The following is a 26773-nucleotide window of genomic DNA, read 5'->3' as shown; positions in this document are numbered from 1 at the left end:
ATTTGCGAAGAAGAAGCCTCTTTTTGCTAAATCTGACTACCCGAATTAAGGCTATAAAAAAGAAGCTGCATTTCGCAGCCTCTCATTATAATGACCCATTCATTTTCATACTGGCAGCTATGTTTCTCGCTGTTCTTTCCATATATATTGCTGCCTTTTCCAAAGCTTCAGGAAGGGTTACAACACCTGGAACAATGCTGAATAGAGCATCGATTCCGTGTTCATGAACAATATCGCTGTCGTCAGATAAAGAACCTGCAAGACCGATTACCGGTATCCCATGTTTCTTAGCCGCTCTAGCCACACCGATTGGCGTTTTTCCATATATGGTTTGGCTGTCAATTTTTCCTTCTCCAGTAATGACAAGGTCCGCATCCTTTACCTCATTTTCAAAGTCTACGGCATGAAGGACGATTTCAATCCCTTTTTTTAAGTCTGCATTTAAAAGGGCAAGCAAACTTCCTCCTATTCCTCCGGCAGCGCCTGCTCCCTCAATATGGCGAAATGATTTGCCAAGGGTGTTTTCGACCACATCTGCGAAATGCCCTAAATTCTGATCCAGCAGCTCGACCATCTCAGGTGTCGCTCCTTTTTGAGGGCCAAAGATAGCCGAGGCACCTCTTGGACCGGTTAAAGGGTTATCAACGTCACAGGCCACTTCGAAATGGACATCTCGGAGCCTTGAATCAAGGCCTGACATGTCTATTGCTTCCAGCTGCACAAGCGACCCTCCGCCTTGTCCGATTTCACTGCCGGTTTTGTCAAGGAGTTTACCGCCTAAGGCTTGAATCATTCCAGCTCCTGCATCATTGGTAGCACTACCGCCAATTCCAATAATAATGTGCTGAACTCCTAAGTCCAATGCAGCTGTGATTAACTCTCCTGTTCCCCTGGTTGAAGTAATTAAGGGGTTCCGTTTTTCTGAAGGAACCAAATGCAAGCCTGACGCAGCTGCCATTTCAATGACTGCTGTCTTTCCATCCCCCATTAATCCAAAGAATGCTTTAACAGGTTCCCCGAGAGGTCCTGTAACAGTTCGCTCTATGATCGAACCTTCCGTTGCATCAACAAGCGATTGGACTGTTCCTTCTCCGCCGTCAGCCATCGGCATTTTTTTATAATCAGCTTCGGGAAATATGAATTTAAAACCTCTTTCAATGGCATTCGCAGCCTCAAGTGCCGATAAACTTTCCTTAAATGAATCCGGGGCAATCACGATTTTCATATTTGATCCTCTCCCTTTCTATTAGCCAAAAAGCTTAAAGACTCCAAATATAAGTGTAGAAATGACTGCAAGAGTTAAACCGATAAGCGATTCATATGGCATCAGCTTCAGGCGTTCTTTAATATCCATATTGACACTTCCTGCCGTTGCGTGGAAAAAGCTTCCGTGCGGCAAATGATCCAGTACGGTTGCACCTGCATGGATCATGGCAGCGCCTGCAAGCGCTGATACTCCCAATCCTAAAATGGTACTGCCAAACACACCGCTTGCCACTGCTGTACCTGCAGTTGTGGATGCTGTAGCAGCTGACATGAAAATACCAGAGACAGGCGCCAGCAGATAGGCTGGAAGACCTGAAGAGGTTAATCCATTAATGATCACATCTTTTAAGCTTGAGTTTGCTATGATTCCAGCCAGGGTTCCTGTTCCAAGAAGCATAATGGCAACGCCTGACATCTTGTTTAAACCTGAAATAGCATACTCATTGATTTTTCTTGTCTTCTTCATCGCAATGGCTCCGATAATTCCCCCGGCTGGAAGTGCCACCATCGGATCAATATTGATATCAAATAATGGGCGAAGCGCCAACAAAACAATCGTAACCAGCGGCGCAATCATGGCAGTGATAAATAATGGAAGCTTTGTATTACTGTTCACTTCCACTTCCCCATCTGAGATAGCTGAACCCTTATTTACAAGTTTCTTTGCAATGAAATACGTAACAGCAAGTCCGAATATGGCCGGGATGATTCCAGCAGCCATAACCGAAGTAAGCGGAACACCGAATGCGTCTGAAGCTGCAATGGCATTTGGGTTGGGTGACATGATGTTCCCTGCTTTCCCTCCACCAATCATCGCCAGCAAAATGGCTGTTTTGGAAAGTTTTGCCCGTTTCGCGATAGCTAAGGCAATAGGTGATACGGTAATGACTGCCACATCAACAAATACACCGACCGTTGTCAGGATCATTGTTGCCACTGCTAAGGCTAGCAGCGCTCGGGTTTCTCCCAATTTTTTAACTATTGTTTCGGCAATCGAGGAAGCTGCGCCAGATTCTATCAGTACTCCTGCCAATATACCCGCAGCCAGGATTCTGAGCACCGCCGGTATGATGCCTTTTGCTCCTTCCATCATTAAATTAACAGTGCTTGCAATATCTGCTCCGCCGACTAAACCGCCTATTAAAGCACCTGCAACCATTCCATAAGCAGGCGGAACTTTTTTCAAGATTAATAGTATGGCAATGACTAAGGCAGTTATTGCTCCTAAAGCGCTTACAGTTACATCCACATTTAGCCCTCCCATGATGATTAGCTTATAAATCTATTGTAAGCGTTTGCCTTTTCTATTACATCGTGAATGATGATGAAAAAAACGGATAGATTTCTCTATTAATTGTGCAATCGCACAATTAATTTAAGTCGTTTACTAATTTTGCCACATAAAGTTCGAATAGCATCTTTACATTACGCGGGTCTTTTCCCGTAAGTTCTGTTATCTTATCCAGACGGTATCTCAGGGTGTTGCGGTGGATAAATAAGTGATCCGCTATTTTGCCAAGATCGCCTCCTTCTTTTATGAAAACATCAAGCGTATGTGCCAGTTCCCCTTTTTTATCCTGAGCAAGGAGCCGGTCATAGAAAGAAAATGTATGTTCTTCCTTTTGGGCGAGCATGGATAGCTTAATATCCAGCCAGTACGTTTCATAACTGTAATAATCGGCGTCACGATGAATCTTTGGACCAAGGACAGTCAGCTGCTGCGCATGCCGATAGGAGGACTTCAAGCCGCTTATGTTCTCCGATGTGTTTCCAATAGCAACTGCCGCCTTCCTCTTTGAAAGGCCGGCGATCCTCTTTAAAGCAGCGATTTGTTCCGTGGGCTCCCCTGCTTTCAATATGACAATTTCATTATTGAACGTAACCCCTGTTAAATCCTGTTTTCCCAATTCAAAATGGATGTCATTGATCAGCTTTTGATTCATGGTTCCAAGGTCTTCGTGCAGCTTGAGCACAATCACGGTTCTCGGGATTTTCAGGTCATATCCCAGGAAGCCGGCCCTCTCTTCTAACCACGCTTCATTCAATGGTTCTTCAGAAATAAGGAGGTTCACTATCTCACTTTGGAGCCGCTGTTTCCATTGTACTCTCTCCAAAAGAAACGATTGCTCCAAAACCAGTTCTGCTGCCATTTTAACAAGCTCTGCGAAATTCCTGATTTGCTCAGGCTCCCCCGTTATACCGACAACACCAATAATGTGATTATGAAAACGGATCGGCAGATTGATTCCAGGCTTGGCCCCTTTAAGCTTGGCGGCACTTCTTTCATCAATCTCCACACTTTCCCCTTTTTTTAGGACCAGCAGAGCTCCATCATGAACCTGATTGATCCTTTCCTTTTCACCAGAACCGATAATAACCCCTTCTTCATTCATAACATTTATGTTTTTTTTCAGAATTTTCATAGTCCGCTCCACTATTCCCTGAGCGAGTTCATAAGATAAAAAATGCACATTCCCCGCCGCCTTCCTGCTTCGTTACTATCAATGTACCATAGTAGATTTGCACAATAAAACAAAATAAAAAAACCGTGTGTCAGGACACGGTTGAGGAGTTGATTATTTTAATGAGGACAGATATGCCCATTTACTTTCCCGCTCATCCTCCGACAGGCGATAGCGGTCATCCAGCAATTCGGCGAGAAGCTCATTTTTCTCAGCTGAATGAATAGAAAGTTTTTTAATATGTTCACGGCATTTTGCCAGAAATTCTGAATATCCCGTCCAGCTTTCATCAAATTGTTCATCCAGCTGTTTTTTTAGCATCCGGGTCAGCTTGGGGCTTGCGCCATTCGAGGTGATTGCGATTTGCAGCGGACCGCGCCTTACAGCTGCCGGAAAGATTGCATTTCCTTCTCCTGCTTCATCGACAACACAGACAAGCTGATATAAATCAAGCGACCTCGCCAGCTGCTGGTTGGTTTCACGAATATTTGTGGCCAGAATCGATAAAAAAGCATCTTTAAAATCTTCAGGATGCGCCTCCCGCTGAATGAGCTCATACCCTCTTTGATGGGCAAGACAAATGATATCGTCGGTAAAATCAGGAGCAACAAAAGTGATATTGGCCCGTTCTCCATCAAGTGTTTTCGCTTTTCGAAAGGCAATTCTGCCGCCGCCTGCAATAACGATCTTCTTGTTGGTTAAATTAATGAATAACGGCTGCATTCACATTCACCTCTCCATTCGCTTTTTCAGCGACTAGATTCTGGATTGCCACATGTTTTCCTAAAGTATCAGTAAGGTTCACAGAGGATCCTGCTTTTATTTTCTTATTGACCTCTCTTACTACCTCACTTAATAAAAGCCCCGAGAATAATAGATAAGGAATGACGATAATCCTCCCTCTGGCCTCATTGCAAATGGAATCAAGTCCATCCTTGAAGGACGGCGCAGCAGCTGCCAAATAGCAGACTTGCACATTCCTTATACCAAGCCGCCGGCTGATTCCCCTTTTGATTGAGTTAAAGGATTGAAGAATTGAAGGGTCACTGCTTCCTCTCCCTACAATTAAAAGCGAATCATTAGAACGGATTGGCTGTGCTTCATCTGCCGCAAGTTCTGCAATTGCGTCAAGAATGCTGTCCTGGACTCCAAACGGATCCGCCATCCTTACAGTTATGGCCGGATGCTTTTTTATTAAAGGGGCAAGCGCTTCAGGGATATCCTGCTTAATATGACCCGCAGCCAGCAAAAATAGAGGCACAATGACAATTTCTTCCGCTCCCTCATGGACACAGTATTCAAATCCAGCCTCAATGTCTGGCTCTGTTAATTCAAGGAAACAAAGCTTTTGTATAGGAGCGTCTACCTTTTTCATGACACTCCTGATAAAAAAAGATGCTTCGGCAGCGCCTTTTTTAGAACGTGTGCCATGGCCGATGTATAGGACAGCTTTCATTTGGGGCCTCCTTTCCTTGATGGACTTTCTTCATACTGCTTAATCGTAACCTATCCATGCACCACAGGCAGATGAGGCGCAATTTCCTCTTCGAACCAATTAATTTTATGATGCATTTTTACAACTTCCCCAATGACAATCATGCTTGGATTCGAAATTTTTGCTTCTTTTACTTTGCTCTCGATATTGGCAAGCGTGCCCGTAACTGTCCGCTGATTTGAAAGAGTTCCCCAGTGTACGAGTGCAATTGGTGTTTGAGTGGATTTTCCGTTATGAATGAGATTTTTAACAATATTAGGCAAGTGGGAAACACCCATATACACACAAATCGTGTCAACTGCATGTGCTAGGTGGGCCCACTGGTGTTCAGCTTCTTCGTTTCCGGCCTGATGTCCGGTGACAAAAGCGAAACTTTTGCTTAAGGTACGGTGTGTTACAGGAATTCCCGCATAAGCAGATGCCGCGATTCCTGCAGTCACTCCAGGTACAATTTCAAATGGCACATCATTATTGGCACACTCTTCTGCCTCTTCCCCGCCCCTGCCGAAAACAAATGGATCACCGCCTTTTAGCCGGCAAACCAGCAAACCTTTTTTTGCATATTTAACAAGCAGGTGATTGATGGTTTCCTGCTTCATGACGTGATGATTGGGAAGCTTGCCGCAATAGACGAGCTGCGCTTCTTTTTTTGCATGATTTAACAGCTCCCGGTTCACTAGACGATCATATAGAATGACATCTGCCTCCTGCAGGCAGCGCATTCCCTTAACAGTCATAAGTTCAGGATCTCCCGGGCCGGCACCTACTAAAAAAACTTTTCCCGTCATTCTCATGACCGCCCTTTCTGTAATATCTTATAATATATGCCTTTTAATGCTTTTCCTAAGCTAATAATCTAGTTGTTTTCTATAATACCATTTTTCGGGGTGAAATAGTAGGAATTATTTTTCAGAAAAGGAGTCTCCTATTAAAAAGAGACTCCCGGTTTTTATAGGATATTCTTCTCACGCAAATGTGTTAATATCTGCCCGACTGCTTCTTCTACTGTGTACTGGTCAGATCGGACCGTGATTTCAGGGTTTTCAGGTGCTTCATACGGGGAATCAATTCCTGTAAAATTCTTTATTTCCCCGCGCCGTGCTTTGGCATATAATTTCTTTGGGTCCCGCCGTTCACATTCTTCGAGCGGACAGTCGATGAAGACTTCAATAAATTCTCCTTCTTCAAACAGCGCCCTAACCGTTTCTCTGTCCGAACGGAATGGAGAGATAAAGGCAGTTGTGACGATCTTGCCGCTGTCCACAAACAGCTTCGCGACTTCCCCAATACGCCTGATATTTTCATTTCTGTCGGCTTCTGAAAAGCCAAGATCTTTATTTAAGCCGTGTCTGACATTGTCGCCATCCAGTACATATTCATTGATTCCCTGGCGAAACAGTTCGTGGGATACAGCATTTGCAATTGTTGATTTGCCTGAGCCTGATAGCCCGGTAAACCACAGGACCACACTTCCATGGCCGTTCTGAGCCCGCCTGTCTTCCTTCGTAATCGCAGAGTCATGCCAGGTGATGTTTGTTGCCTTTGTCATTATATCCGCCCCTTATACCGTTTCTATTTCTCTCATGCCTTCAATTAATACTTCGACTACCTCTTTGCGGCTGAAAGTGGAAGGCGGCAGCTCCCCGTTCCGGAGCATTTCCCTTACCTTTGTGCCGGATAGAATGACACGGTCTTCTTTGCTGTGAGGGCAGGTTTTATCAGATGCCATGCCTTCGCACTTATTGCAGTAAAAGCTGTGCTCAAAGAACAGCGGTTTGATGCCAAGCTCCTCTTCTGTAAAATGGCTGAAAATATGCTGCGCTTCATATGTGCCATAATAATTGCCGACACCGGCATGGTCTCTGCCGACGATGAAGTGTGTGCAGCCGAAGTTTTTCCTTGCAACGGCATGGAAGATTGCTTCACGCGGCCCCGCATATCTCATTGCTGCGGGATAGACAGCCAGCTGGGTGCGCTCTTTTGGATAGTAATTTTCCAATAGGACCCGGTAGCTCTTAAGACGGACATCAGCAGGGATATCATCTGATTTTGTTTCCCCTACAAGCGGGTTCAAAAACAGTCCATCCACCGTTTCCAAAGCAGCTTTTTGGATGTATTCGTGTGCCCGGTGTACAGGGTTCCTTGTCTGGAAGCCAACCACTGTTTTCCAGCCTTTTTCTTCAAATAGTGCCCTTGTTTCTTTAGGCTCAAACCATACATCCTCCGCTACGCCTTTACCAGGTTTTTTAATCAGCGTTACCTCGCCTGCAGCATAAACCGGACCGCGTTCAAAAAGCCTTTTCACTCCTGGGTGTGCCAGCTCTTCCGTCTTGTAGACTTCACTCGCTTCCTTGGTTAAGTCAGGCTCATACCATTCTGATACAGTGATGACTCCGTACACTTCACCTTCGTTTACCAGCTTAAACTTTTCACCGGCTGTGAGCTCTTTGGCTTTTTCCGCTGAAACCGGCAGTGTAACCGGAATGGACCAAATGGTTCCGTCTGCTAATCTCATTTTTTCAACAACAGATTCATAGTCTGCTTTTCCAAGGAAACCTGTCAGAGGACTGAATAAGCCAACACCTATAAGTTCCAGATCACTCAGTGCTATGGCGTCTATTAAAATTTCTTTTTCAATTCCTGTCAGGTCATAATTTGGATTATAGTTTTGAATTAATTTTCCTCCATGAGGTTTCGGCAGAGCCATTCTTCATCAACCTTTCTTTTTCGGATTTACTTTTTTTCAGTAATCGGACTTGCAGCAGCTGGTGCCTGATTCATTAAGAATTTCACTCCGAATACGGAGATTAGAACACCGGCCATAGCAATCACCGGATATACATTTTGTTCAATGAGCAGCTGGATGAGCGTATAGGATAGGACCATCGATAATACCGGTGAAACAACCCATACAACTAATAGCTGAATGACGATGTCCTTCTTGAAGACTGATCGTCCCTGATTTACAAATCCGATTCCGATGATGGAGGAAGTGGTGATTTGCGTTAAAGGGACAGGGATTCCAAAAACGGAAGCGATCGTAACAATTCCTGCTCCTGTTCCTGAAATGACGCAGCCTTCTTCAAGACGGATTTTTGTAATTTTTTTGCCATTTGTTTCGAGGACATTTTTCCCCAGTAAAATGGCTCCTAAAGCAACAAACAGCCCTCCCCAGAGGATTCCGCTGCCAGTGCTCATAATGCCTGCACCAACAAGCGGGCCGACTGCATTGGCAACATTATTCATGCCTGCCGAGAATGCTTCAAACACGCCCATAAAAATGACGAGCATGGCTAAAATCGGAGCAGCCTTAGGCTTTTTAATCAGGTTCTGTACAAAGTTTCTCTTTAAAAATGCGGCTGCCGCTATGGCAATTAAAAAAGCAGCAAATGGAGTAATCAGCCAGAACATGACGATCCAGGCAAGCTTTCCGGCAAATACGGATTGGTAGACGATTCCAGCACCAACAACAGAACCGACTGTCACCTCACTGGTAGACAGCGGGATGCCGAAAACATTTGCAAGAAACAGCGATAATGCGGCAGATGCAATCACAATCAGCGCGATGGCAACTGTGAAGGTTTCTTTAGGGACAATACCGCTTCCCATTGTTTTTACCACTTCTCCTCCGCCAAGCCATGCTCCGAAGAAAACGGCCAATCCGCAAAGAACAAGAGCTAAAATGCGGTTTTTTAGGACACCTGAACCATACGCGATCCCCATGGATGCTGCTGCTCCGCTTGCCCCGATATTCATGGCGAAAAATAAACCGACTGTGACCGCTATAATCGTAAGCATGGTATCATCCTCCCTCTAGCTCGTGTGAAGGCCACATTCCGTTTTGCCAGTCCCGGACCATCGTCCGGCACGGGAATCGCCATTTTCATCGACTGCCTGTGTACAGGGAAAACAACCGATGCTTGGATATCCATTGTCATGCAGGGTGTTGTATGGCAGGTTTTTTTCCCTGATATAGCCCCAAACTTCATCCCATGTCCAGTGAATCAGCGGGCAGATTTTGATATTCTTGAACTTTTCATCCCTGTTAAGGAATTGAGTATTCGCTCTTGTCGGCGACTGCTCCCTCCGAAGGCCAGAAATCCAGGCCTGCTTTGGTGTTAATGCTTCTCTTAATGGAATCACTTTGCGGATCTGGCAGCATGAATTGGGCTCCCTTTTCCAAAGGGCTGAACCATATTCTGCAGCCTGCTGGTCCAGTGTCAGCTTGGGCTCTTTCCGCTCAATCCGAAGCGTTGGGAAACGGGCCTCGATTTTATCAATGACTTCATAGGTTTCAAGGAAGTGGAGCCCTGTATCCAAAAAGACAATATGTGCATCAGGTTTGATTTCGTGTATTAAGTCAATCAGCACAATGGCTTCTGCCCCGAAACTCGATGCATAGACAATCTTGTCGTCAGGATAATTTTTATAGGCCCATTCCAATACATCTCGGGCGCCTTTTGATTTATCATCAATTCGGAATGCATCAGAGATCTGATTCCAATTTTCATATGTCACTGCAGTGCTCATCTTGCAGTACTCCTTTCACTTTCTTGAAAATTTTTTCTCAACCAAAAAAGGCAGTCTTCCCGCCTGAAAAAATCCTTCAGGAGGAAAAACAGCCTCTAGTTTGTCTAGTCAGCGCGCTTATTTGGTTGAAGACGAACCTTTTCGTTCTTCTCAAGTTGTATGACTTTGCCATCCTGGACGACCAATGTGATCGATCCGAATTTAATGCTCCCTAGCATCTGCTTCAAGTGAGCAGATAACTCTTCCCAGTCAGCCTGTTTCAGTGAGGCTCGCCTCCTTTATTTAGTCTAGGAAATTATAAGTTTATTAGTTTATTTTTGGTGATGTTGAGATTAATCCTACCATACCCATAGGAATTGTCAACAACTTATTTAAATAAAATTATAAAAATCTGATAAATGGGCTTTTCTTCACTGAAAACTGTTAAACTTACTTGATTTTTTGGTAAAGTACCAGGTCTTTATGGAACTATCCACGCTGAATCACCCTTGGTATTTGAGATATTCGTTTTGAAATGGCTATTATGCAGGATCTTTTGGTTCTTGTTTGAGATGTAGTATCTATTATGGGGATTGATGCAGTTTCTTTGAACTTTTGCTGGAGAAGCTGCATCGAACTTAGCGATTGACGCTAGTTATTTTGGTTCTTGTTTGAGATGTGATATCTATTATGGGGATGGTGCATCATTTTATAACTTTTGCTGGAGAAGCGGCTATAACTTGAAGATTGACCCAGTTTCTTTTGGACTTTGTCCAAAATGTTGTGTATATCCTGAGGGTTGACGCATATTTTTTACTTTTGATAAAGATGCTTTAGGTTGACGCTGGTTGCTATTGCTTTAACCAGAGATACGCCATTCAGCTCATTAAGGCTTCCCTTAGGCTGGTTTTTGCATAAAAAACACCCCCGGCAATGGCCGGAGGTGAATCACTTTTACTCATCAGCTTCTTCACTTTGTCTTGTTGTCTGTTCAGGCAAAGTATCCCAGAAGCTTGTGTCAGCAGAATTGATTGAACCATCTGCTATGGCTTTTACTGCCGCATCGAGTGTCGTGATTGTTTGCTTGATGAGATAACCGTTGCTCTTTTGTCCAAGGGCATAAGGCTCATAGTTGTGGTCGGACATTCCGCGCATTTCAAAAAGCAGGGTAGAAATGTCGTAACGGACAGCAGCCCCGTTTCGGCCAATGTTTTCACCTGTTCCGCCGACATATTTTCCAATATGGCCCCAGCCTGTATGGTGAAGTGCATTAAACACTACTGAACCCAGCTTTTTGGATTTTTCAAGAACCTCAGGTTTTACGTTGCTGTTAGTTGGATAAAGAATGGATCCCGATACCAGCTTTCCTTCTGTTTCACTTAAGGTACCCTGATGATGAAGATCGATCATGTAATCAATTTTGTATTTTTGGAACACGTTTTCATGGAGTACACGTGCCTCAGGCTCCATTTCGCTTGTCTCTTTATCATGTTCCCGGTTCAAGTCCACACGATTTGCATTATAGCGGGTTAAATGGCGATCGCCATCGGCAAGATAATCGTCAAGTGAGAAGTTCACATCTCCCATTGCTCCATCCGCGTTCAGCATAGGTATCACAAGAATATTGACATCTTTAAGGACTCCGCCTGACTTGCCGGTGCCAAGGTGCTTAATAAACTCCAACGCTCCTTCAGTTGTCAGCTGCTCATTCCCGTGCTGCTGAGTCAGAAAAAGAATGGTCGGATTTTCAGGATTGGATATGTATTTTGCCATGTAAATATCACGGCCCTTTACTGTCTGGCCGATTACTTCAAGCTGCATGGCCTCCTGCTTGGCATCCTGCGTCTTCAAATATTCTGTTAAACTATCATATGTATGCAGAATGGAAGTCTGAATGGATCCATTGCCTGCGCCTGGACCATTTCCAACGGCACCTGCAGGCATCCCCACTGCTGTAACTGCACCTAAAGCCATTAAACCGGATAGTGATACAGAAAGAACTTTTTTCTTCAAAGTCATAAATACATACCCCCAAATTAATAGTTATCTTTCACTATTAATTCTAGTGAACTAATTTAAGAGTGATAATAGAGTATGATGCCTATTCTTTTGACAAATTTCGCATTCCGAAATAAGTATAAAATGAGGAGTTTACTAACAAATTATCGTGTAAAATTAATCCAAAATTACCATTTGAGAGACTGGATTACAAAAAATCCCTTTTTTTCAGGTGTAAAAAGAACTAAAAAGGACCGAACATAAAATGTCCGATCCTTCGTTCTAATTCAGGTCTGCCGGGTAGACTACACCAATTTGCCTCCGAGCTTCTTCAATAACCTCCATTGTTATCATCGAGTTAGCGTAGGAGTTGATATCAGATTCAGTCTTTCCAGCCTGAACCAAACGGATGAATTCCTTAGTTTCGTAATACATAGAATCACTTAATTGGTCCTGAGTGAGGTCCTCCCTCTCTCCATTCCGATAATGCAATTCAACCTTTTCAGGTGAACTTATTCTATCTATAACGATATTTCCCTCTTCCCCTTGAATTTCTGCAGGCAGACTGGAATCGGTTATTTTACTGTACATGATGACCGCATCCATGTCAGGGTATTTAAGGACCATGCTTCCTTCCCCGTCGACTCCAGATTCCAGCACATAGCCTGCTGCTTTAATCTCCACAGGTTTACCGAATAAAGCTACAAGTGGATACACACAGTAAATCCCGATGTCCATTAGTGAACCATTAGAAAAATCCGGATTGAATGCATTCAGCACAGTTCCCTGCCTGTATGCATCATAACGTGAAGAGTATTGGCAATAGCTTGCAAAATACCTGCGCACCTGTCCGATTTTATGAAGATTTTCTTTTACAGCCAAAAAATTAGGCATAAAGGCAGACTTTAGGGCTTCCATGAGAAGAACATTGTTTTCCCTGGCAGCAGCTATCATAGATTTAAGTTCCTTTGTATTTGAAGCAACCGGCTTTTCGCATAAGACATGAACATTATTTTTCATAAATAGGATGGACTGCTCAGCATGCAGGGAATTCGGGCTCGCAATATAGACCGCGTCGATTTCGCCGCTTGCGGCCATCGTCTTTAAATCAGTAAAAGTCCTCTCCACACCGTACTTGGCTGCAAATTCTTTTGCTTTCTCTTCTGTTCGTGAATAAACAGCTGTCAGCTGAAAATCTTCAACCTGCAGTGCCGCTTTTAAAAATCTTTCTGTAATCCAATTAGTGCCTACTATACCGAAACGAACCAATTCTATTCCTCCATTTTTATGTATAAGATATCTTCATATAATGAAGGACAATTTGCTAAAAATCAACCGTTTGCCATTCTTCCAGGCAAATAGTTTTCATCGGTGTCCAGCCTCGGTAAACTGGGATGCGGCTTTTACCCGTACCCAAGGACGCCCATTTTCCCAATCTACTGTTATTGGTACACGGAATGTTTCTTCAAGGAGCGAATCTGTCAGCGTGTCTCTTTTTTTGCCTTGAGAAATGACGTTTCCTTTCTTCAGCAGCATGGCATGGGTTATCGAAGGAACAATTTCCTCGATATGATGGGTAACATAAATTATTGTGGGACCATCTTGATGAGCAGCCATTTTCTCAATCGAGCGAAGCAATTCTTCCTGCGAATAGATATCAAGCCCATTGCATGGTTCATCGAGAATAAGCAGCCTTGGTGAAGCCATTAAGGCTCTTGCAATCATGGCTTTTCGTTTTTCACCCTGTGAGAGGGATGTGAGGTTTTGATCCTGGACATGGCTAATATTGAACTGATGCATTAAGTCCTTTGCTTTTTCCAGGTCCTGCAGTGTTATTTCTTGATAAAGGCCTATAGAGGCAAATCTCCCGCTCAAGACAATTTCCAGGGCAGTTTCTGATGGACGGAATTGAAATTTATCGTCCAGGGATGTGCTAACCCAGCCGATGGATTTTCTAAGCTCCGGTATATTTGTCTTGCCATAAAGATTTCCTAATACTGAAACTTGCCCGCCATTTGGCCACAGATAGCCGGTAATCATCTTCAGAATCGTTGTTTTCCCTGATCCATTCAAGCCTAATAAGGCCCAATGTTCTCCTTTTCTGACATGCCATGAAACTTTGTTCAGTATCTGCTTTCCGTTTCTTTTCCAGCTTATCTCATCCAGTGAAATAATACTGCTGCTCTTCACATAACTCATTCATATCCTCCTTATCCTTTTATAACGGCCCAAAAACCTTAAAACTAAATAGAGCTGAAGACAGTAAAGACTTCCATAGCACCTGCTGGAAATCCTGTGTCTCAGCTCATCCTTTTAAAAATTACTTATTTTCTGCATCAATCATCCCGGAAGCAATACCAGCCCGGCGAAACTTTACAGCGTTTTTTTGATAAAATTCTGCCCCTGCTATGATACGCTCCTGCAGTTCCTCCTTCACCGGCTTTAAGGCTTTCGCAGGAACACCTGCTGCAAGGAAGTTTTTCTCAATCACTTTATTTTCCCCTACTACTGCTCCTGCCGCAATGACTGCACCATTCTTAATGATGGCACCGTTAAGTATAATCGCTCCCATGCCGATCAGGGCACCATCTTCAATGGTACATCCATGAATCACACAATTATGGCCGATTGTGACATTCTGTCCAATGCTCACAGGGTAACCTTCATCGACATGAATCATCGTTCCCTCCTGAATATTGGTGCCCCTTCCGATTCTGATGGAATCATTGTCCCCGCGCAGGACAGAATTGAACCAAACGGACACATCAGCCTCCAGTTTTACATTGCCGATGATATAGGTGTTAGGTGCCAAATAGACGGTTTCATGAACGTCTGGCTTCAGTCCTTCAAAATCTAAGATCAATTCCGGAACGCCTCCTTCTTATGAAGCTACAGTTTGATCTGAATCGCTCGCATTGTTTTTGCGCTTCTTAATCCACTTATTAATGAATGGATACAATATACTGATGATGGATAATACAATGAAGGTTAAGGCAATCGGCCTTGTGAAGAAGATGGAAATATCATTGTTCGACATCTGCATGGCCCTTCTGAACTGGTCTTCAGCAATGGGACCGAGCACAACGCCAAGCACGATAGGTGCCAGCGGAAATTTGGCATTTTCCAGATAGTAGCCGATAATTCCGAATACCAGCATCATAGCCACATCAAAAATCGAATTCCTGACTGCGAAAGTGCCAACAATACAAAAGAGAACGATAAGTGGTCCAATGATTGTGTAGGGCACTTGCAAAATTTTAGAGAATACCGAAATAAACGGCTTGGCAATGACTAAAATCAGCAAGTTGGCAACAAGAAGACCCATCAGGATGGTATAAATGAGGGAACCCTGTGTTGTAAACATCAAAGGCCCCGGCTGGATTCCATGCAGAATAAAGGCGCCAAGCAGTATGGCGGTTGTGGCGCTTCCCGGAATTCCCAGGGAAAGCAAAGGAACCATGGCACCCATTGCTGCTGCATTATTGGCAGACTCTGGTGCAGCTACCCCTTCTGGAATTCCGGTTCCAAATTCCTTTGATCTTTTTGACCACCTGGCAGCTTCACTGTAGCTGAGCATGGCTGCAGTAGTTGCACCTATTCCCGGAAGGATTCCAATAAATACACCTAATAAGGAGGAACGTCCAATGACGCCAGAAATTCGTTTCATGACATTCCAGTTTGGAAGTTCGGAACTCACTTTTTGCTTTGCATTCACCTTGTGGACCTGCTGAACTCTTCTCAGCACCTCTGATATAGCGAATAATCCAATCAGAACAGGAATGAAGTCAATACCCGACATTAACTGGCCTGAACCGAATGTAAATCTTGGCACACCAGTCATTGTATCGATGCCAATAGTGGCAATAAACAAACCGAAGGAAACACCAATGAATCCTTTAACCAGGTTGCCTGCACTCAAGGAAGCTACTACCGTCAGACCCATTAGAGCAAGCGCAAAATACTCCGGGGACGAAAATCTAAGCGCAAAAGAGGCGAGAAGCGGCGTCAAAAAGATTAATACCAGCGTTCCAAAAACACCCCCTGTGGCGGAACTGAAGATGGAAATGCCGAGGGCTTTCCCCCCTTCACCCTTCTTCGCCATGGGATACCCGTCGAAAACGGTTGCTACCGCTTCAGGTGTGCCTGGGGTTCTAAACAGAATAGCGCTTATAGACCCTGAAAAAACAGATGTGGCATAAATGGAGGTCAGCAGCAAAAATGCTGCAGCCGGATCCATTGCATAACTGACAGGAAGAAGAATAATGACCAGCATGGTTCCGCTTATACCCGGTATCCCTCCTCCAATGAAACCAAGCAGGACACCGACCATAAGAATGAAAAAATTAAAAGGCTGAAAAAGATTCCCAAAACCGCCTAAAAGTCCTTCTATCATTAAGTTCACCTCTTTTATTAAAGTTGGCTATTAATAAAACAGCAAGCTAAGTGAATAAAAAATCCCTGTTCCCCGCGGGAAAGGCAGATTCAATAAAATGGGAAACAGCACGATAGAACCGGCAGTTGCCAGAATACCTGTCAGCAGAGCCCGAATATAGCTTTTCATACCGAACAAAAGCGCCATCACAAAAATCCCCAGAATCGTTGCAGCAATAAAACCAACATAGCCAAGAATAAAAATATAGGTGGCAAGAACTGCAAACAAGAGGAAGAACTTTTTCGGATGAGCGAGCTGCTCCTCATTATCTGCATCTGCTGAATCAATGTCATCTCCCTTTATATTCTCAACATTTTTCACCTTTAGAGCCCTCATCAGCAGGATAACTGATAGAATTAGCATCAGGATCATTAAAGCTGCCGGCCATGTTCCTGCAGAAATGATATTCCCTGTCCTATTTTCCACCTGGAGTGACATAACCAGAAAAAAAGACGAAAAGACTATCATGATAATCGAAAGATTTCGTTCCAGCTTCATCTCTTAGCCCCCCAAAATTCAGTAAGTTAATTGGAGGAGGCTGTGAGCCTCCCTGCCATTTTAATCACACTTTATTTCCTATCCACTTAAGAATATTTAAAGTCAGGCTTCCGTTTTTCCAAAAATGAACGCACGCCTTCCCGATAATCCTCTGAAAGAAACGATTCAATCACAAGCTCGGCTGTTTCAGGTGAATCTTCAATGGCCCCGGCAAGCACTTCATTAATGATTTTTTTTGAACCCCTGACTGACAGCTGAGCATTTCTGCAAATTAACTCTGCATATCTGACCGTTTCCTCTTTAATGGCTTCTGCAGGATATATCCGATCGATGAGACCAATCCGATACGCTTCCCCGGCATCCAGGAGCCTTCCTGTGTAAAGAATATCCTTGGCTTTCGCCGGGCCGACAAGATCTACAACATTTTTGGTTCCCGGTGTATTGTATACTAGGCCAAGCTTTGCTGGAGTAATGCCGAAATTGCCCTGTTCATCAGAGAATCTAAAATCACAGGCAACCGCAATTTCACATCCGCCGCCAACACAAAAGCCCTGTATCATGGCAATCGTTGGCTTAGATGCATTCATGATTGACTTTTCTGCTATCATCGTAGCCTTGTTATACTTTTCAGCGCCTTCTGCTGTATACCTTAATGTCTTAAATTCGCTGATATCTGCGCCTGCCGAAAAAGCAGCAGATCCAGTCCCTTTAAAAATGATTACTTTTACATTGGCATCATTTTCGCATTCCTCAATAAGCTGCGGAATCCTTAACCAGATTTCATAACTGAGGGCATTCCTTTTATCCGGCCGGTTGAAGCATATGAATGCAATTTCTCCTTCAACCTGAAGATAAACCGGTTCACTGTACGTCTTCTCCCTGCTGAATGCTTCCAGATTCTTAGACATATCACTAACGACCTTTCTGTTATTTTTTATTCAGGATGGGCTTTTCTTCCAAGGTCTTCACAGCTCCTGATTTTGTTAAATTTCTTATGGAATCTTCGTCATAGCCCAAACCATTCAACACTTCAATCGTGTCCTGTCCGAAGAGAGGAGAGGGGGTTTTCACCTCACCTGGAGTTTTTGAAAATTTTGCGGGAATGCCAATCATCTTCATTTTTCCGATTAATGGATGCTCCACTTCCTGAATCATGCCTCTTGCTTCATAATGCGGATCCTGAACCGCCTCTGCAAAGTTGTTGATTGGTCCCGCAGGCACCCCTGCTTTTTCACAGAGATCAATCCAATGTCTGGTATCTTGATGCATTAATACAGCCTCAATATCTTCTTCCAGTTCACTCACATGTTTGTTTCTCAATAAATTGGTTTTATAGCGCGGATCTGTCAGCCATTCAGGCTTTTCGGCAACATCTTCGCAAAATCTTTCCCATGTCCTTTGATTGGCACATCCAAGCATCATATAACCCGATTTTGTTTTAACCGCCTGGTATGGAGCAGACACACGGTGCCTCCAGCCGGTTGCTTCCGGTATCGTTCCTTCTGCAAAATAGGCCCCTGCCTCCCACGTAAACCATGGAAGCCCGATCTCAGCCAGGGCAATATCCACATGCTGTCCTTCCCCTGTCTTCATCTTATGGATAAAAGCTGCCAATATCGAATAGGCTGCAGTTATGCCTGCCCCGATATCATAAACGGCGATGCCTGATTTCATTGGCCGCATTCCTTTTTCTCCGGTCATGCTCATAAGCCCTGTCATCCCCTGGGCTACCAGATCGAACCCGCCCTTATGGGAATAAGGGCCAGTCTGGCCATAACCTGAAATAGAACAGTAGACTAGCCCAGGATTAATCTTCTTTAGGCTTTCAAAGTCAATGCCAAGTGATTTTGTTACTCCCGGGCGGTAATTTTCAACAACAACATCTGCTTCTTTAGCCAATTGATAGAAAATTTCTTTTCCTTCATTTGTTTTAAGGTTTAATGCTATGCTTTTTTTATTTCGGTTTATCTGAAAAAAGCAGGTAGATTCCCCGTTTACATAAGGGCCCATTTGGCGGGAATCGTCTCCGCCATTCACTTTCTCCACTTTCATGACTTCCGCACCGAGATCCGCAAGGACCATAGTGCAATACGGACCAGCCATGATTTGCGATGCATCAAGGACTTTCATTCCTTGTAATGGTCCCACTCAGAACACCCCATTTTGAAAATATTGTCTCAGAAGTGAGCCCGATGTGACCGGCAGCTGTTCATTTCTATACATTCATAATCTGTGCATGTTATAATAAAATCGATTTTCATGAGAATGGAGCATTTCTATTTTGGCGAGTGGAGATGCTCTTTTTTTATTCGCAGATCATATTCATTCCGCGTTCCAGATCGTTGCGCAGATGATTCGCTGCAGATTGGTAGACAGCTATCTCGTCCCGGGCTTTAAGAGCATGAAGGATTTGGCTATGTTCCTTAAGAATTTCTCTATTATGCTCGTTGTTTTTTAGGATATTGGCCCGGTATAGCAAAAGAAATGAACGTACTTGCTTAAGCAAGTGCACTGCCCGCCTGTTTGGGCTTGCATCCAAGAGCCGATCATGAAACTTAGCATTCCATTCAAGTAAAAGTAGATGGTTTCCTTCCAAAAAGGCATCTTCAGCTCTTTCAAGAATTTCTTCAATGCAATTCAGCTGCTCTTCTGTAATCGCTTTCAAAACAAGTCCCATTATTTGAGGTTCCAGCATAATGCGAGTTTCATATAAATCCTTAAAATCAGTTTCATCCAGTTTTACAATAGATAGCCCCAGCTGATCCTGAACCAGCAGTCCTTCTATTTGCAGCTGGCGCAGTGCTTCTCTTAACGGGGTCCGGCTTATATTATATTTTTCCGCCAGATGGGAAACATTGACCTTCTCACCAGGCTTTAATTGTCCTGACAAAATGGATTTTTTTATAATGTCATAGATTTGCTGATAAAGCGGCTGCGTAAATTTCAGGCCCTGCACCATCTTTGTCTATCCTCCTTTAAATGAATTATCTCTGCCTGTTGCTGTATACTGTGTGCTGTATCCTGGATACAGCTTCAAGGGCGATCATATCTGCCAGTCGGAATGGCAGTCAATAACCTGAACAAAATCTCTCAAGATTATATAAAACTAGTTTTACTTCGACAAAAATCTTCAGCAGCCTATCGAGCAAATCTATGAAAATCTATCATGAAGCTTGCAGGAGACAAAAAGGCAGATATTCTGCCTTTCGGCAATTTTATTCAATCATTCTTTTAATAGAGAACCGTAAGTGTCGATTAGCTTTTCAAATTCGGCATTATACTCTTCTGAATTTAGCCAGCCATCCCGAAGGTGCAAGTAATTGGCTTTTTCATACTCTTTATAGTCCGGGCGATTTTTCGCTTCCTCAAGGGCTTTTTCAAGCGCTGAAATGATTTCAGGCGGCGTATCCTTATGGACCATGAAGCCTCTGCCCTGGCCGTCTGTTACATCTATCCCCATTTCAGTTGATATCGGAACGTCCTCAAAACCTTCCATTTTCTCTTCAGTAAAGGCAATCAGCATCTTAATATCTCCGCTTTCCAGCTGCGCAATCGATGGTCCAGGCTCCTCTGCAATGACATCGATATGTCCCCCGAGCAGTGCTGCTGTCATCTCTCCAGAACCTTCAAATGAGATATAATTAAACTTTGTTCCAGTGGCTTTTTCAAACTGTTTGACTACCAGTTCATCAAAGCCGGCTGAACCTGTACCGCCAATTGTGATCTCACCAGGTTTTTCCTTTGCCTTTGCGATAAGATCATCAATATCCTTGAACTTGCCATCGCTTTTTACTTGGAGGGTCATGGTATCATTTTGGACCCTTCCGACAGAAGTTAATTTGCTCAAATCATTTTTTTCCACTCCTGCTGCAATATTTACGGGATGATTGGATGTTGCAGACCAGATGGTATAACCATCAGCCGGCTGCCTTGCCACATGGTCAGCCGAATTAATCCCCGCCGCACCAGGCATATTCACAACATTTATGTTTACACCAAGAATATCTTTAAGTTCTTTTGCAATGGCCCTGGCAAAATTGTCACTCCCGCCGCCCGCGCCAAAGCCAACAATAATTTCAATCTGCCGCTCGGGAAAGTTGCCGCTGCTTTTCTTTTCCTCCGAGCTTGCTCCCTGAGGTGAAGAATTACATGCCTGCAAAAAGAATACCAATGCAATTGCCAGAGACAAAAACGAAATCCTCTTTAATTTCATGTTAATTTTCCCCCATATTAAGAAAAGTTTTAAATTTCTGTAAATCAAAAGCGTATTATTTCCTATAAAACAACTTAGAATGAAGATTACTTAATCAGACATGGACCTATTCCTCGATCTGGATCGTCACCTCCCTGTTTATGTCATGTTTCATTAAACTTCAATGCAATTTTTGTGCCGAAAAGCAAATAACTCGATTAACTTTTTTACCGGGAACCAAAATCGTAAGCGGTTTCAAATTAAATGGGACATTAACACTTTTAATGAATTTAAATTCTGAATTCCTTCCAATACACTTATCAATCATTTTTGTTCTCTTTTGAAACAAATTGTCCACTCTTCTGTTTCAATTTGAAACTTTTATTGTTTTCCTGCAGATTCTGCCCTTTCAATTGACTCCATCAGATAGTCGGCAACATGCTTTGTTTCAATCTGATCCTCCATTCCTTCACGATGAACCCCCAGTTTCATTTGGAGGAAACAGCCTGGATTGGCTGTTATTAGAACAGCTGATTCAGTTTCTTTGACTCTGGACATTTTCTTATCCAGTATTTCATTCGCAAGTTTTGGCTGCAATAAATTATAAATTCCGGCAGACCCGCAGCAATATTTCTTTTCAGGGAGATCCACATATTCCGAGTTTGGAATTTCCTTCACCAATTTAGCTGGAGCATCCTTCACCTTCATTACATATTGCAGATGGCAGGAAGGCTGATAGGTTACTCTTTCACCTCTGCCGGCAGTTTCAGGCATTTCTCCTTTTTCATATATGATCTCACTGATATCCCTTATTTTGGCAGAAAATACTTTAGCCCTCTCCAGCCAATGTTGATCCCCCCGGAATAAATCTGCATATTCCGCAAGTGCAGCACCGCATCCTCCGGCATTGGTAATAATATAATCCACATTTGCTTTTTCAAAAGCCTGAATATTCGCTTTGGCCATTTCAATGGCCCTGTCTTTTTTTCCGCTATGATGGTGGAGTGCTCCACAGCACATCTGCGCTTTAGGGGTTACCACATCAAATCCAGTCTTCGACAGCAGTTTAATGGAATTATCGTTTGTTTCTCTGAACATGACATCCATGATGCAGCCATGGAAAAAGGCTACCCGGCCCCTTGCTGCCTTTTTTTCATCAGCCCTCGGAGTAAACTCAGCATGATGTTTCCTCCCTGAAGGCGGTAAAATGGAAGGCGTGATTCTTTCCATTTGCCTCATCTGCTCTGGGAAGAATTTCAAAATGCCCAGTCCTCTAGTTATATACTGAAGCCCGCTTTTTTGATAAAACCACAGAAGATTGCCAACAGTATTAAGCCTTTTTTGGTTGGCAAGAAAATGGTCAAAGAAGTAATCTTTAAAAGTCCTTAGCGGATATGCAGGTTTTTTAATATCTGTTTGTACAGGTGCTTCAGCCGCTGCTGCTATTCGCTCCTTGGCGAGCATGACGATATCAGGGACCTGAACATCAATAGGGCATGCATCCACACAGGCTGAGCAAAGCAGGCAGCGATCAAGCTGATCTTTGATTTCCTGATTTACGGGGATATTGCCCTCAATCAGACTTCTTGCCATCAATACTCTACCCCTGGGACCATCAGCTTCCCTGCCTGTGATATCTAAGGTAGGACAAACATTGCGGCAGGCACCGCAGCGCACGCATGTTTGCATGGATTCCTTCGCCGTCAGCAATTTCATTACATTCACCTCCAACCTAGTAAGGCAATGCCATCTTGCCTGGATTTAAAATATTATTTGGATCAAGCGTCCTTTTAATGGCCCGCATCACTTCCATGGCAGGACCATGCTCTACATCCATATATTTGGCACGGACAATTCCAACTCCATGCTCGGCTGTCGTCGTTCCTTCCATTTTGATTGCCAGTTCATGAATATCGTCGATCATTTTCTGCACATTTTCCATTTCAATTTCATTATTCATGTTCACTACCGGTCCGGTATGCATATTTCCATCACCAACATGACCGTATATTCCGCAGATGATGCCATATCGTTCTGCGATATTATGAATCTCCCGGAGTGTTTCAGGGAGTCTCGAAATTGGCACACAGATGTCTTCGCCGCCATACACCCGGAAACCGCCCGGCTTTAAAAGTCCAACCGCAGCACCAACAAGCTTCCTTGCCTGCCAGAGCTTTTCACACTCATCCGGCTCATCGCTGAACTTTATATAATTCGTAAATTTTTCGACTACCTTCCTGAGCCGGTTCACCTGGGAGGTTACCTCCTCTTTGGCACCATCCACTTCAAAAACAAGAATAGCTTCATTATCCAGGGGAAGATTCAGCTCAGGCTTCATCATGTTGACAGCCTTCGTACAATTGAAGTCCATGATTTCGATGGCTGATGGCTGCAGGCCTGAAGAAAAAACAGCGTTAACCGCCTCTCCCGCATCTTCCAATCTTTCAAATGAGCATAAAACAATACCTCGTGTGACAGGGAGCGGCAATAATTTCAGACGAAGGCGCGTTACAATTCCAAGAGTGCCTTCTGAACCAATCATTAAATGGGCAAGGTCGTAGCCGGAGACCGATTTAAGCGCCTTCGATTTTGCTCCGCCAGTCACAATGATGTCACCGGTGGGCAGTACGACTTCCATTCCCAGGACATAATGGCGGGTAACACCGTATTTGACTGCCCTCAGCCCGCTTGAATTGTTGGAAACCATTCCTCCCACTGTGCACATATTTGCGCTTCCCGGGTCAGGAGGGAATCTTAGTCCATAAGACTTCAAAGCCTCATTTAAATCATTTTGGATGACTCCCGGCTCAATCACTGCCTGCATATTCCTGTGATCAATCTCCAGGATTCGGTTCATTTTCGATAAATCCAGCATAATGCCGCCTTTAACCGGGACGGCTCCGCCTGTTTGCCCGGTGGCTGCCCCTCTCGGGTATAACGGTATTTTAAATTCGTTGGCCAGCCGGACACATTCACTGACCTCTTCAGTTGACAGAGCAATAACGGCCACTTGAGGCAGTTTCGGACGGAGCTGTGTTTCAAAGGATGCATCATAGGAGTAGGTCATCATATCAGTGCAATTGGTTAATAGCCGGTCGTCTCCGAAGATATTTCTTAATCGGGATATCACGTTTTCATCCAGCGGAGGCGGTGTCATTGTTTCATTCATTCTTTCTCCTCCTTACAAACTATTTATTTTTCGCCAGAGGGTCGTCCTGCCGATCCCCAGAATCTTTGCGGCTTCTGTTTTATTGCCGTTTACCTGCTTCAGCACGTTCAGTATATACTCTTTCTCATAGTTTTGAAGCTTCGTTTCTTCATCTACTTCATTAATGCTGTGTTGTTTCAGCACATGCAATTTGGAAAAGTCTTTCCCGCCTGCAGCTAAAACAGTTTCTGAATCAATCAATTTCTCAGGGGAAAGAATCATCGCTCTTTCAACAATGTTCCTGAGCTGGCGTATATTACCCGGCCAATGATAGCTTTGCATAATTTTCATAGCTTCAGCAGTGAAGCCCTTAATATTTCTCCGAATGCCCGGTTCCAATTCTTTTATGAAAAAATCGCATAACAATGGAATATCAAGTATCCTTTCACGCAAGGACGGAATTGGGATATCAAGAATATTGAGGCGATAATACAAATCAGCCCGGAAGCTCCCATCTTCGACCATCTTCTCAAAATCACGGTTCGAGGCAGCGATTACCCGAATATTAATGGGGATCACTCTTTCATCCCCTAGCCGCATCACTTCCCCTTCCTGCAAAACCCTGAGGAGCTGGGCCTGGAGGGATTCAGCGAGTTCGCCAATTTCATCAAGGAAGATGGTTCCCTGATGAGCCAATTCAAATAAGCCGGTTTTTCCTCCCTTTTTCGCTCCCGTAAAGGCTCCTTCGACGTAGCCGAATAATTCGCTTTCCAGCAGGTTTTCAGGGATAGCCGCACAATTCACTGCAACGAATGGCCCTTCCGTTCGCTTACTGAAGCTATGGATTAAATGGGCGAATACCTCTTTTCCCACACCTGTTTCACCCGTCAGGAGAATAGTAGAATCCACCTGAGAATATTTCTTCACCTTTTCGATCGCTTTCTGATACATCTCACTTTCCCCGACAATATTATTTAAACTGTATTTTGTGACATGGCCGCGGTGAAGGAGCTTTTTACGGATTTCCTGCTCCTGCTGCTGAAGTCTATGAACCTCCTGAAACGTACAGACAGCTCCAAACACCTTTTGCTCGTGCCTGATGGGTATTCGATTTGCAACCACTTTTACACCATTGGCATCCTGAATGCGGTTCAGTTCTTCCTTACCAGTCGAAAGAACCTTTTTCATTTGTGAATTAACGAGGATATCATCAATCTGCTTACCGATTACAGAATCATAAGGCAGGTTCAAGATACTGTAAACGGAAGGATTGCATACTGTAATAACCCCTTTTTCATCCACAGCAATTACACCATCAGCAATAAAATCAAGAATTGCCTGGAGTTCCTTGGTTCGTTTCAATTCTGTGCGCCTTACTTCAATCAGGCTTCTTGCTTCATGAATGGCCTGGATGACCGATTCCACTCCAGACGTTAATATCACTGTTTTTATCGAATTATTTTTGACTTTGTTCGTAAAAATACTTTTCCCAATCAGGACATCTATCTCTTTTTTGCTGAGAGCCTCGACAGCTGCTTCAGCTTCCTCAGGTACAATTACGCAATGCTTTTCAATCGATAACCCCAGCACGGATTCAATTGTTTGGATCCCCTGCAAAACATCCCGGGTGTCGGCTATTCCAATCTTCTGTCCGAGCTTTTGCGCTTCTTTGATGGTTCGGAGCAGATCATATCCGGTTATGGGAATCTGCACGACGGGTATGCCAAGATCGGACTCAATGAGCTTTAATCCCAGGGTTCCTCTGCTAATGATTACTTCTGTGCCGGCTTTTTCAAATTCTTTAGCAGCTGCAATAGCATTCCGGAAACTTACCTTTCTTATCGCGACATCTTCTCCTGTTTTTTTCGCTGCTTCCTTTGAAACCTGTATAAGCGCGTCAATTGGGGTTAAAATGGCAATTTCGGACATTGCTTCACCTCATTTTCCTTTTTCTCTTGGACAAGTTTTATAATTATATTAAGTTAATCTTATCAGATGCCAAGGAAAATTTCGGTAAGTTTTCATAATAATCAGTCTATTTGTTTGATAAATTAAATCATAATAGTTTCTGATTTTATTTTAATCACGCCTTCAACCTGGCCAAACGGGCCATCTGGTGAACACATCCCCGCTGCTGTGCCGGAAAGCTGAAAAAAATAAGAGAGATCCTTAAGGTCCTTATCATTCAGCTGTTCAAAAACCGTACCTCCTATAATCACTGCATTTCCTATTAAACTGTCCTCAAAAATGTCCAGCAGATGGGTGCAGAGCATTTTTCCGTTTCCTTTTCCAGTTAAGGCTCCGTTGATTTCAATATAAGTCGTTTCAGGTATGAACATACTAAATGATCCGGATGCCAGGCAAGCCGCCATTGAATCCGGCGAGATAACAATGGGAATGGCCCCCCTTCCTCCAAGACACTTAATATCCTCATCTATTCCTGCAATAAGCATTCCATTCAGAGGAATATTTTCTGAACGGAAATATTGGGCCAAATCACAATCTATTAGTCTTATTCCTTTTCCTAAACAGAACTTACGGATGACTTCATCTTCTGCATCTCCATAAGAAAAAAGAATCTTGGCCGGATTTTTAACGTTTTTGTACCCTTGTCTGATAAATCCTTTGATAACATTAAGGTAATTTTGGCCGCTGACGAATAGGAAATCTGGGATCACATTGATCTGATCCCCTGGAGTAACTGATGGGAGATTTGCCAGTTCAGCGAGTCGTTTTTCAAATATATTCACCCGGCTCACGTCTCCTTAGGACC

Annotated in this window: 25 protein-coding genes; all 25 read right to left on the bottom strand. The window is 43.7% G+C overall.

The window, feature by feature from the left end; translation table 11 throughout:
• Positions 1-85: 85 nt before the first annotated feature.
• Positions 86-1225, bottom strand: a complete 1140-nt coding sequence (locus MKY20_RS17010) for a glycerate kinase (RefSeq protein ID WP_009334417.1) — start codon at positions 1223-1225, stop codon at positions 86-88.
• A 21-nt stretch (positions 1226-1246) separates the two neighbouring features.
• Positions 1247-2530, bottom strand: coding sequence for a GntP family permease (locus MKY20_RS17005; protein ID WP_251156396.1), 1284 nt, complete (start codon positions 2528-2530; stop codon positions 1247-1249).
• Positions 2531-2636: 106 nt separating this feature from the next.
• Positions 2637-3737 (bottom strand): CdaR family transcriptional regulator, encoded by a 1101-nt coding sequence (locus tag MKY20_RS17000; RefSeq protein WP_341002065.1) that lies wholly within the window; start codon positions 3735-3737, stop codon positions 2637-2639.
• A 105-nt stretch (positions 3738-3842) separates the two neighbouring features.
• The gene (locus tag MKY20_RS16995; RefSeq protein WP_251156398.1) at positions 3843-4451 is read right to left on the bottom strand and encodes a precorrin-2 dehydrogenase/sirohydrochlorin ferrochelatase family protein; all 609 of its coding nucleotides are present in this window, start codon (positions 4449-4451) and stop codon (positions 3843-3845) included.
• Positions 4432-5205 (bottom strand): sirohydrochlorin chelatase, encoded by a 774-nt coding sequence (locus MKY20_RS16990; protein WP_341003386.1) that lies wholly within the window; start codon positions 5203-5205, stop codon positions 4432-4434. The genes MKY20_RS16995 and MKY20_RS16990 overlap by 20 nt, the downstream gene beginning before the upstream one ends.
• Positions 5206-5234: 29 nt before the next feature.
• Positions 5235-6011, bottom strand: coding sequence for a uroporphyrinogen-III C-methyltransferase (gene cobA, locus MKY20_RS16985; protein ID WP_071156033.1), 777 nt, complete (start codon positions 6009-6011; stop codon positions 5235-5237).
• A gap of 161 nt (positions 6012-6172) precedes the next feature.
• Positions 6173-6772, bottom strand: a complete 600-nt coding sequence (cysC, locus tag MKY20_RS16980) for an adenylyl-sulfate kinase (protein ID WP_009334411.1) — start codon at positions 6770-6772, stop codon at positions 6173-6175.
• A 12-nt stretch (positions 6773-6784) separates the two neighbouring features.
• Complete coding sequence (gene sat, locus MKY20_RS16975; protein WP_217024695.1) at positions 6785-7930, bottom strand: sulfate adenylyltransferase; 1146 nt, start codon at positions 7928-7930, stop codon at positions 6785-6787.
• A gap of 26 nt (positions 7931-7956) precedes the next feature.
• Positions 7957-9021 (bottom strand): inorganic phosphate transporter, encoded by a 1065-nt coding sequence (locus MKY20_RS16970; protein WP_341002061.1) that lies wholly within the window; start codon positions 9019-9021, stop codon positions 7957-7959.
• Between the two features lie 15 nt (positions 9022-9036).
• Positions 9037-9753 (bottom strand): phosphoadenylyl-sulfate reductase, encoded by a 717-nt coding sequence (locus MKY20_RS16965; protein ID WP_009334408.1) that lies wholly within the window; start codon positions 9751-9753, stop codon positions 9037-9039.
• Positions 9754-9857: 104 nt separating this feature from the next.
• Positions 9858-9980: a YezD family protein gene (locus MKY20_RS16960; protein ID WP_372675480.1), complete on the bottom strand. Its 123-nt coding sequence runs from the start codon at positions 9978-9980 to the stop codon at positions 9858-9860.
• Positions 9981-10686: 706 nt separating this feature from the next.
• Positions 10687-11751 (bottom strand): M14 family zinc carboxypeptidase, encoded by a 1065-nt coding sequence (locus MKY20_RS16955; RefSeq protein WP_009334407.1) that lies wholly within the window; start codon positions 11749-11751, stop codon positions 10687-10689.
• 261 nt (positions 11752-12012) lie between these two features.
• On the bottom strand, positions 12013-12999 hold the full coding sequence (locus tag MKY20_RS16950) for a Gfo/Idh/MocA family protein (RefSeq protein WP_009334406.1): 987 nt from the start codon (positions 12997-12999) through the stop codon (positions 12013-12015).
• Between the two features lie 96 nt (positions 13000-13095).
• Positions 13096-13929 (bottom strand): ABC transporter ATP-binding protein, encoded by an 834-nt coding sequence (locus MKY20_RS16945; RefSeq protein WP_009334405.1) that lies wholly within the window; start codon positions 13927-13929, stop codon positions 13096-13098.
• A gap of 121 nt (positions 13930-14050) precedes the next feature.
• Positions 14051-14593, bottom strand: a complete 543-nt coding sequence (locus tag MKY20_RS16940) for a gamma carbonic anhydrase family protein (protein ID WP_009334404.1) — start codon at positions 14591-14593, stop codon at positions 14051-14053.
• A gap of 18 nt (positions 14594-14611) precedes the next feature.
• Positions 14612-16123: a tripartite tricarboxylate transporter permease gene (locus MKY20_RS16935; protein ID WP_009334403.1), complete on the bottom strand. Its 1512-nt coding sequence runs from the start codon at positions 16121-16123 to the stop codon at positions 14612-14614.
• A 30-nt stretch (positions 16124-16153) separates the two neighbouring features.
• Positions 16154-16660 carry a tripartite tricarboxylate transporter TctB family protein gene (locus tag MKY20_RS16930; RefSeq protein WP_258753437.1) on the bottom strand — a complete coding sequence of 169 codons (507 nt, stop codon included), beginning with the start codon at positions 16658-16660 and terminating at the stop codon, positions 16154-16156.
• A gap of 86 nt (positions 16661-16746) precedes the next feature.
• Complete coding sequence (locus tag MKY20_RS16925) at positions 16747-17568, bottom strand: enoyl-CoA hydratase-related protein (RefSeq protein WP_009334401.1); 822 nt, start codon at positions 17566-17568, stop codon at positions 16747-16749.
• 19 nt (positions 17569-17587) lie between these two features.
• Entirely contained in the window at positions 17588-18808 is a 1221-nt protein-coding gene (locus tag MKY20_RS16920; RefSeq protein WP_019383105.1) for a CaiB/BaiF CoA transferase family protein, read from the bottom strand.
• A gap of 157 nt (positions 18809-18965) precedes the next feature.
• A complete protein-coding gene (locus MKY20_RS16915) occupies positions 18966-19619 on the bottom strand; it encodes a GntR family transcriptional regulator (protein ID WP_258753436.1) in 654 nt (217 codons plus the stop codon).
• 264 nt (positions 19620-19883) lie between these two features.
• Positions 19884-20873 carry a tripartite tricarboxylate transporter substrate binding protein gene (locus MKY20_RS16910; RefSeq protein ID WP_019383107.1) on the bottom strand — a complete coding sequence of 330 codons (990 nt, stop codon included), beginning with the start codon at positions 20871-20873 and terminating at the stop codon, positions 19884-19886.
• Between the two features lie 360 nt (positions 20874-21233).
• Positions 21234-22568, bottom strand: coding sequence for a (Fe-S)-binding protein (locus MKY20_RS16905; protein WP_341002054.1), 1335 nt, complete (start codon positions 22566-22568; stop codon positions 21234-21236).
• 16 nt (positions 22569-22584) lie between these two features.
• Positions 22585-24021, bottom strand: a complete 1437-nt coding sequence (locus tag MKY20_RS16900) for an FAD-binding oxidoreductase (RefSeq protein WP_341002053.1) — start codon at positions 24019-24021, stop codon at positions 22585-22587.
• Between the two features lie 12 nt (positions 24022-24033).
• The gene (locus tag MKY20_RS16895) at positions 24034-25929 is read right to left on the bottom strand and encodes a sigma-54-dependent Fis family transcriptional regulator (RefSeq protein WP_019383110.1); all 1896 of its coding nucleotides are present in this window, start codon (positions 25927-25929) and stop codon (positions 24034-24036) included.
• A gap of 122 nt (positions 25930-26051) precedes the next feature.
• Positions 26052-26750: a hypothetical protein gene (locus tag MKY20_RS16890; protein WP_251267208.1), complete on the bottom strand. Its 699-nt coding sequence runs from the start codon at positions 26748-26750 to the stop codon at positions 26052-26054.
• Positions 26751-26773 lie beyond the last annotated feature (23 nt).

This window comes from Cytobacillus sp. FSL W8-0315 (genome assembly GCF_038002905.1).
Classification (GTDB): Bacteria; Bacillota; Bacilli; order Bacillales; family Cytobacillaceae; genus Cytobacillus; species Cytobacillus pseudoceanisediminis.
The sequence above is the reverse complement of the archived record's forward strand: the minus strand, read 5'-3'. Positions and strand labels throughout refer to the sequence as shown.

What these genes read in the sequence shown, in the direction of transcription:
- MKY20_RS17010 (WP_009334417.1), bottom strand. Translation starts at nt 1,225, where the DNA reads ATGAAAATCGTGATTGCCCCGGATTCATTTAAGGAAAGTTTATCGGCA.
- MKY20_RS17005 (WP_251156396.1), bottom strand. Translation starts at nt 2,530, where the DNA reads ATGGGAGGGCTAAATGTGGATGTAACTGTAAGCGCTTTAGGAGCAATA.
- MKY20_RS16995 (WP_251156398.1), bottom strand. Translation starts at nt 4,451, where the DNA reads ATGCAGCCGTTATTCATTAATTTAACCAACAAGAAGATCGTTATTGCA.
- cobA (WP_071156033.1), bottom strand. Translation starts at nt 6,011, where the DNA reads ATGACGGGAAAAGTTTTTTTAGTAGGTGCCGGCCCGGGAGATCCTGAA.
- cysC (WP_009334411.1), bottom strand. Translation starts at nt 6,772, where the DNA reads ATGACAAAGGCAACAAACATCACCTGGCATGACTCTGCGATTACGAAG.
- sat (WP_217024695.1), bottom strand. Translation starts at nt 7,930, where the DNA reads ATGGCTCTGCCGAAACCTCATGGAGGAAAATTAATTCAAAACTATAAT.
- MKY20_RS16970 (WP_341002061.1), bottom strand. Translation starts at nt 9,021, where the DNA reads ATGCTTACGATTATAGCGGTCACAGTCGGTTTATTTTTCGCCATGAAT.
- MKY20_RS16965 (WP_009334408.1), bottom strand. Translation starts at nt 9,753, where the DNA reads ATGAGCACTGCAGTGACATATGAAAATTGGAATCAGATCTCTGATGCA.
- MKY20_RS16955 (WP_009334407.1), bottom strand. Translation starts at nt 11,751, where the DNA reads ATGACTTTGAAGAAAAAAGTTCTTTCTGTATCACTATCCGGTTTAATG.
- MKY20_RS16945 (WP_009334405.1), bottom strand. Translation starts at nt 13,929, where the DNA reads ATGAGTTATGTGAAGAGCAGCAGTATTATTTCACTGGATGAGATAAGC.
- MKY20_RS16935 (WP_009334403.1), bottom strand. Translation starts at nt 16,123, where the DNA reads ATGATAGAAGGACTTTTAGGCGGTTTTGGGAATCTTTTTCAGCCTTTT.
- MKY20_RS16930 (WP_258753437.1), bottom strand. Translation starts at nt 16,660, where the DNA reads ATGAAGCTGGAACGAAATCTTTCGATTATCATGATAGTCTTTTCGTCT.
- MKY20_RS16925 (WP_009334401.1), bottom strand. Translation starts at nt 17,568, where the DNA reads ATGTCTAAGAATCTGGAAGCATTCAGCAGGGAGAAGACGTACAGTGAA.
- MKY20_RS16915 (WP_258753436.1), bottom strand. Translation starts at nt 19,619, where the DNA reads ATGGTGCAGGGCCTGAAATTTACGCAGCCGCTTTATCAGCAAATCTAT.
- MKY20_RS16910 (WP_019383107.1), bottom strand. Translation starts at nt 20,873, where the DNA reads ATGAAATTAAAGAGGATTTCGTTTTTGTCTCTGGCAATTGCATTGGTA.
- MKY20_RS16905 (WP_341002054.1), bottom strand. Translation starts at nt 22,568, where the DNA reads ATGAAATTGCTGACGGCGAAGGAATCCATGCAAACATGCGTGCGCTGC.
- MKY20_RS16900 (WP_341002053.1), bottom strand. Translation starts at nt 24,021, where the DNA reads ATGAATGAAACAATGACACCGCCTCCGCTGGATGAAAACGTGATATCC.
- MKY20_RS16895 (WP_019383110.1), bottom strand. Translation starts at nt 25,929, where the DNA reads ATGTCCGAAATTGCCATTTTAACCCCAATTGACGCGCTTATACAGGTT.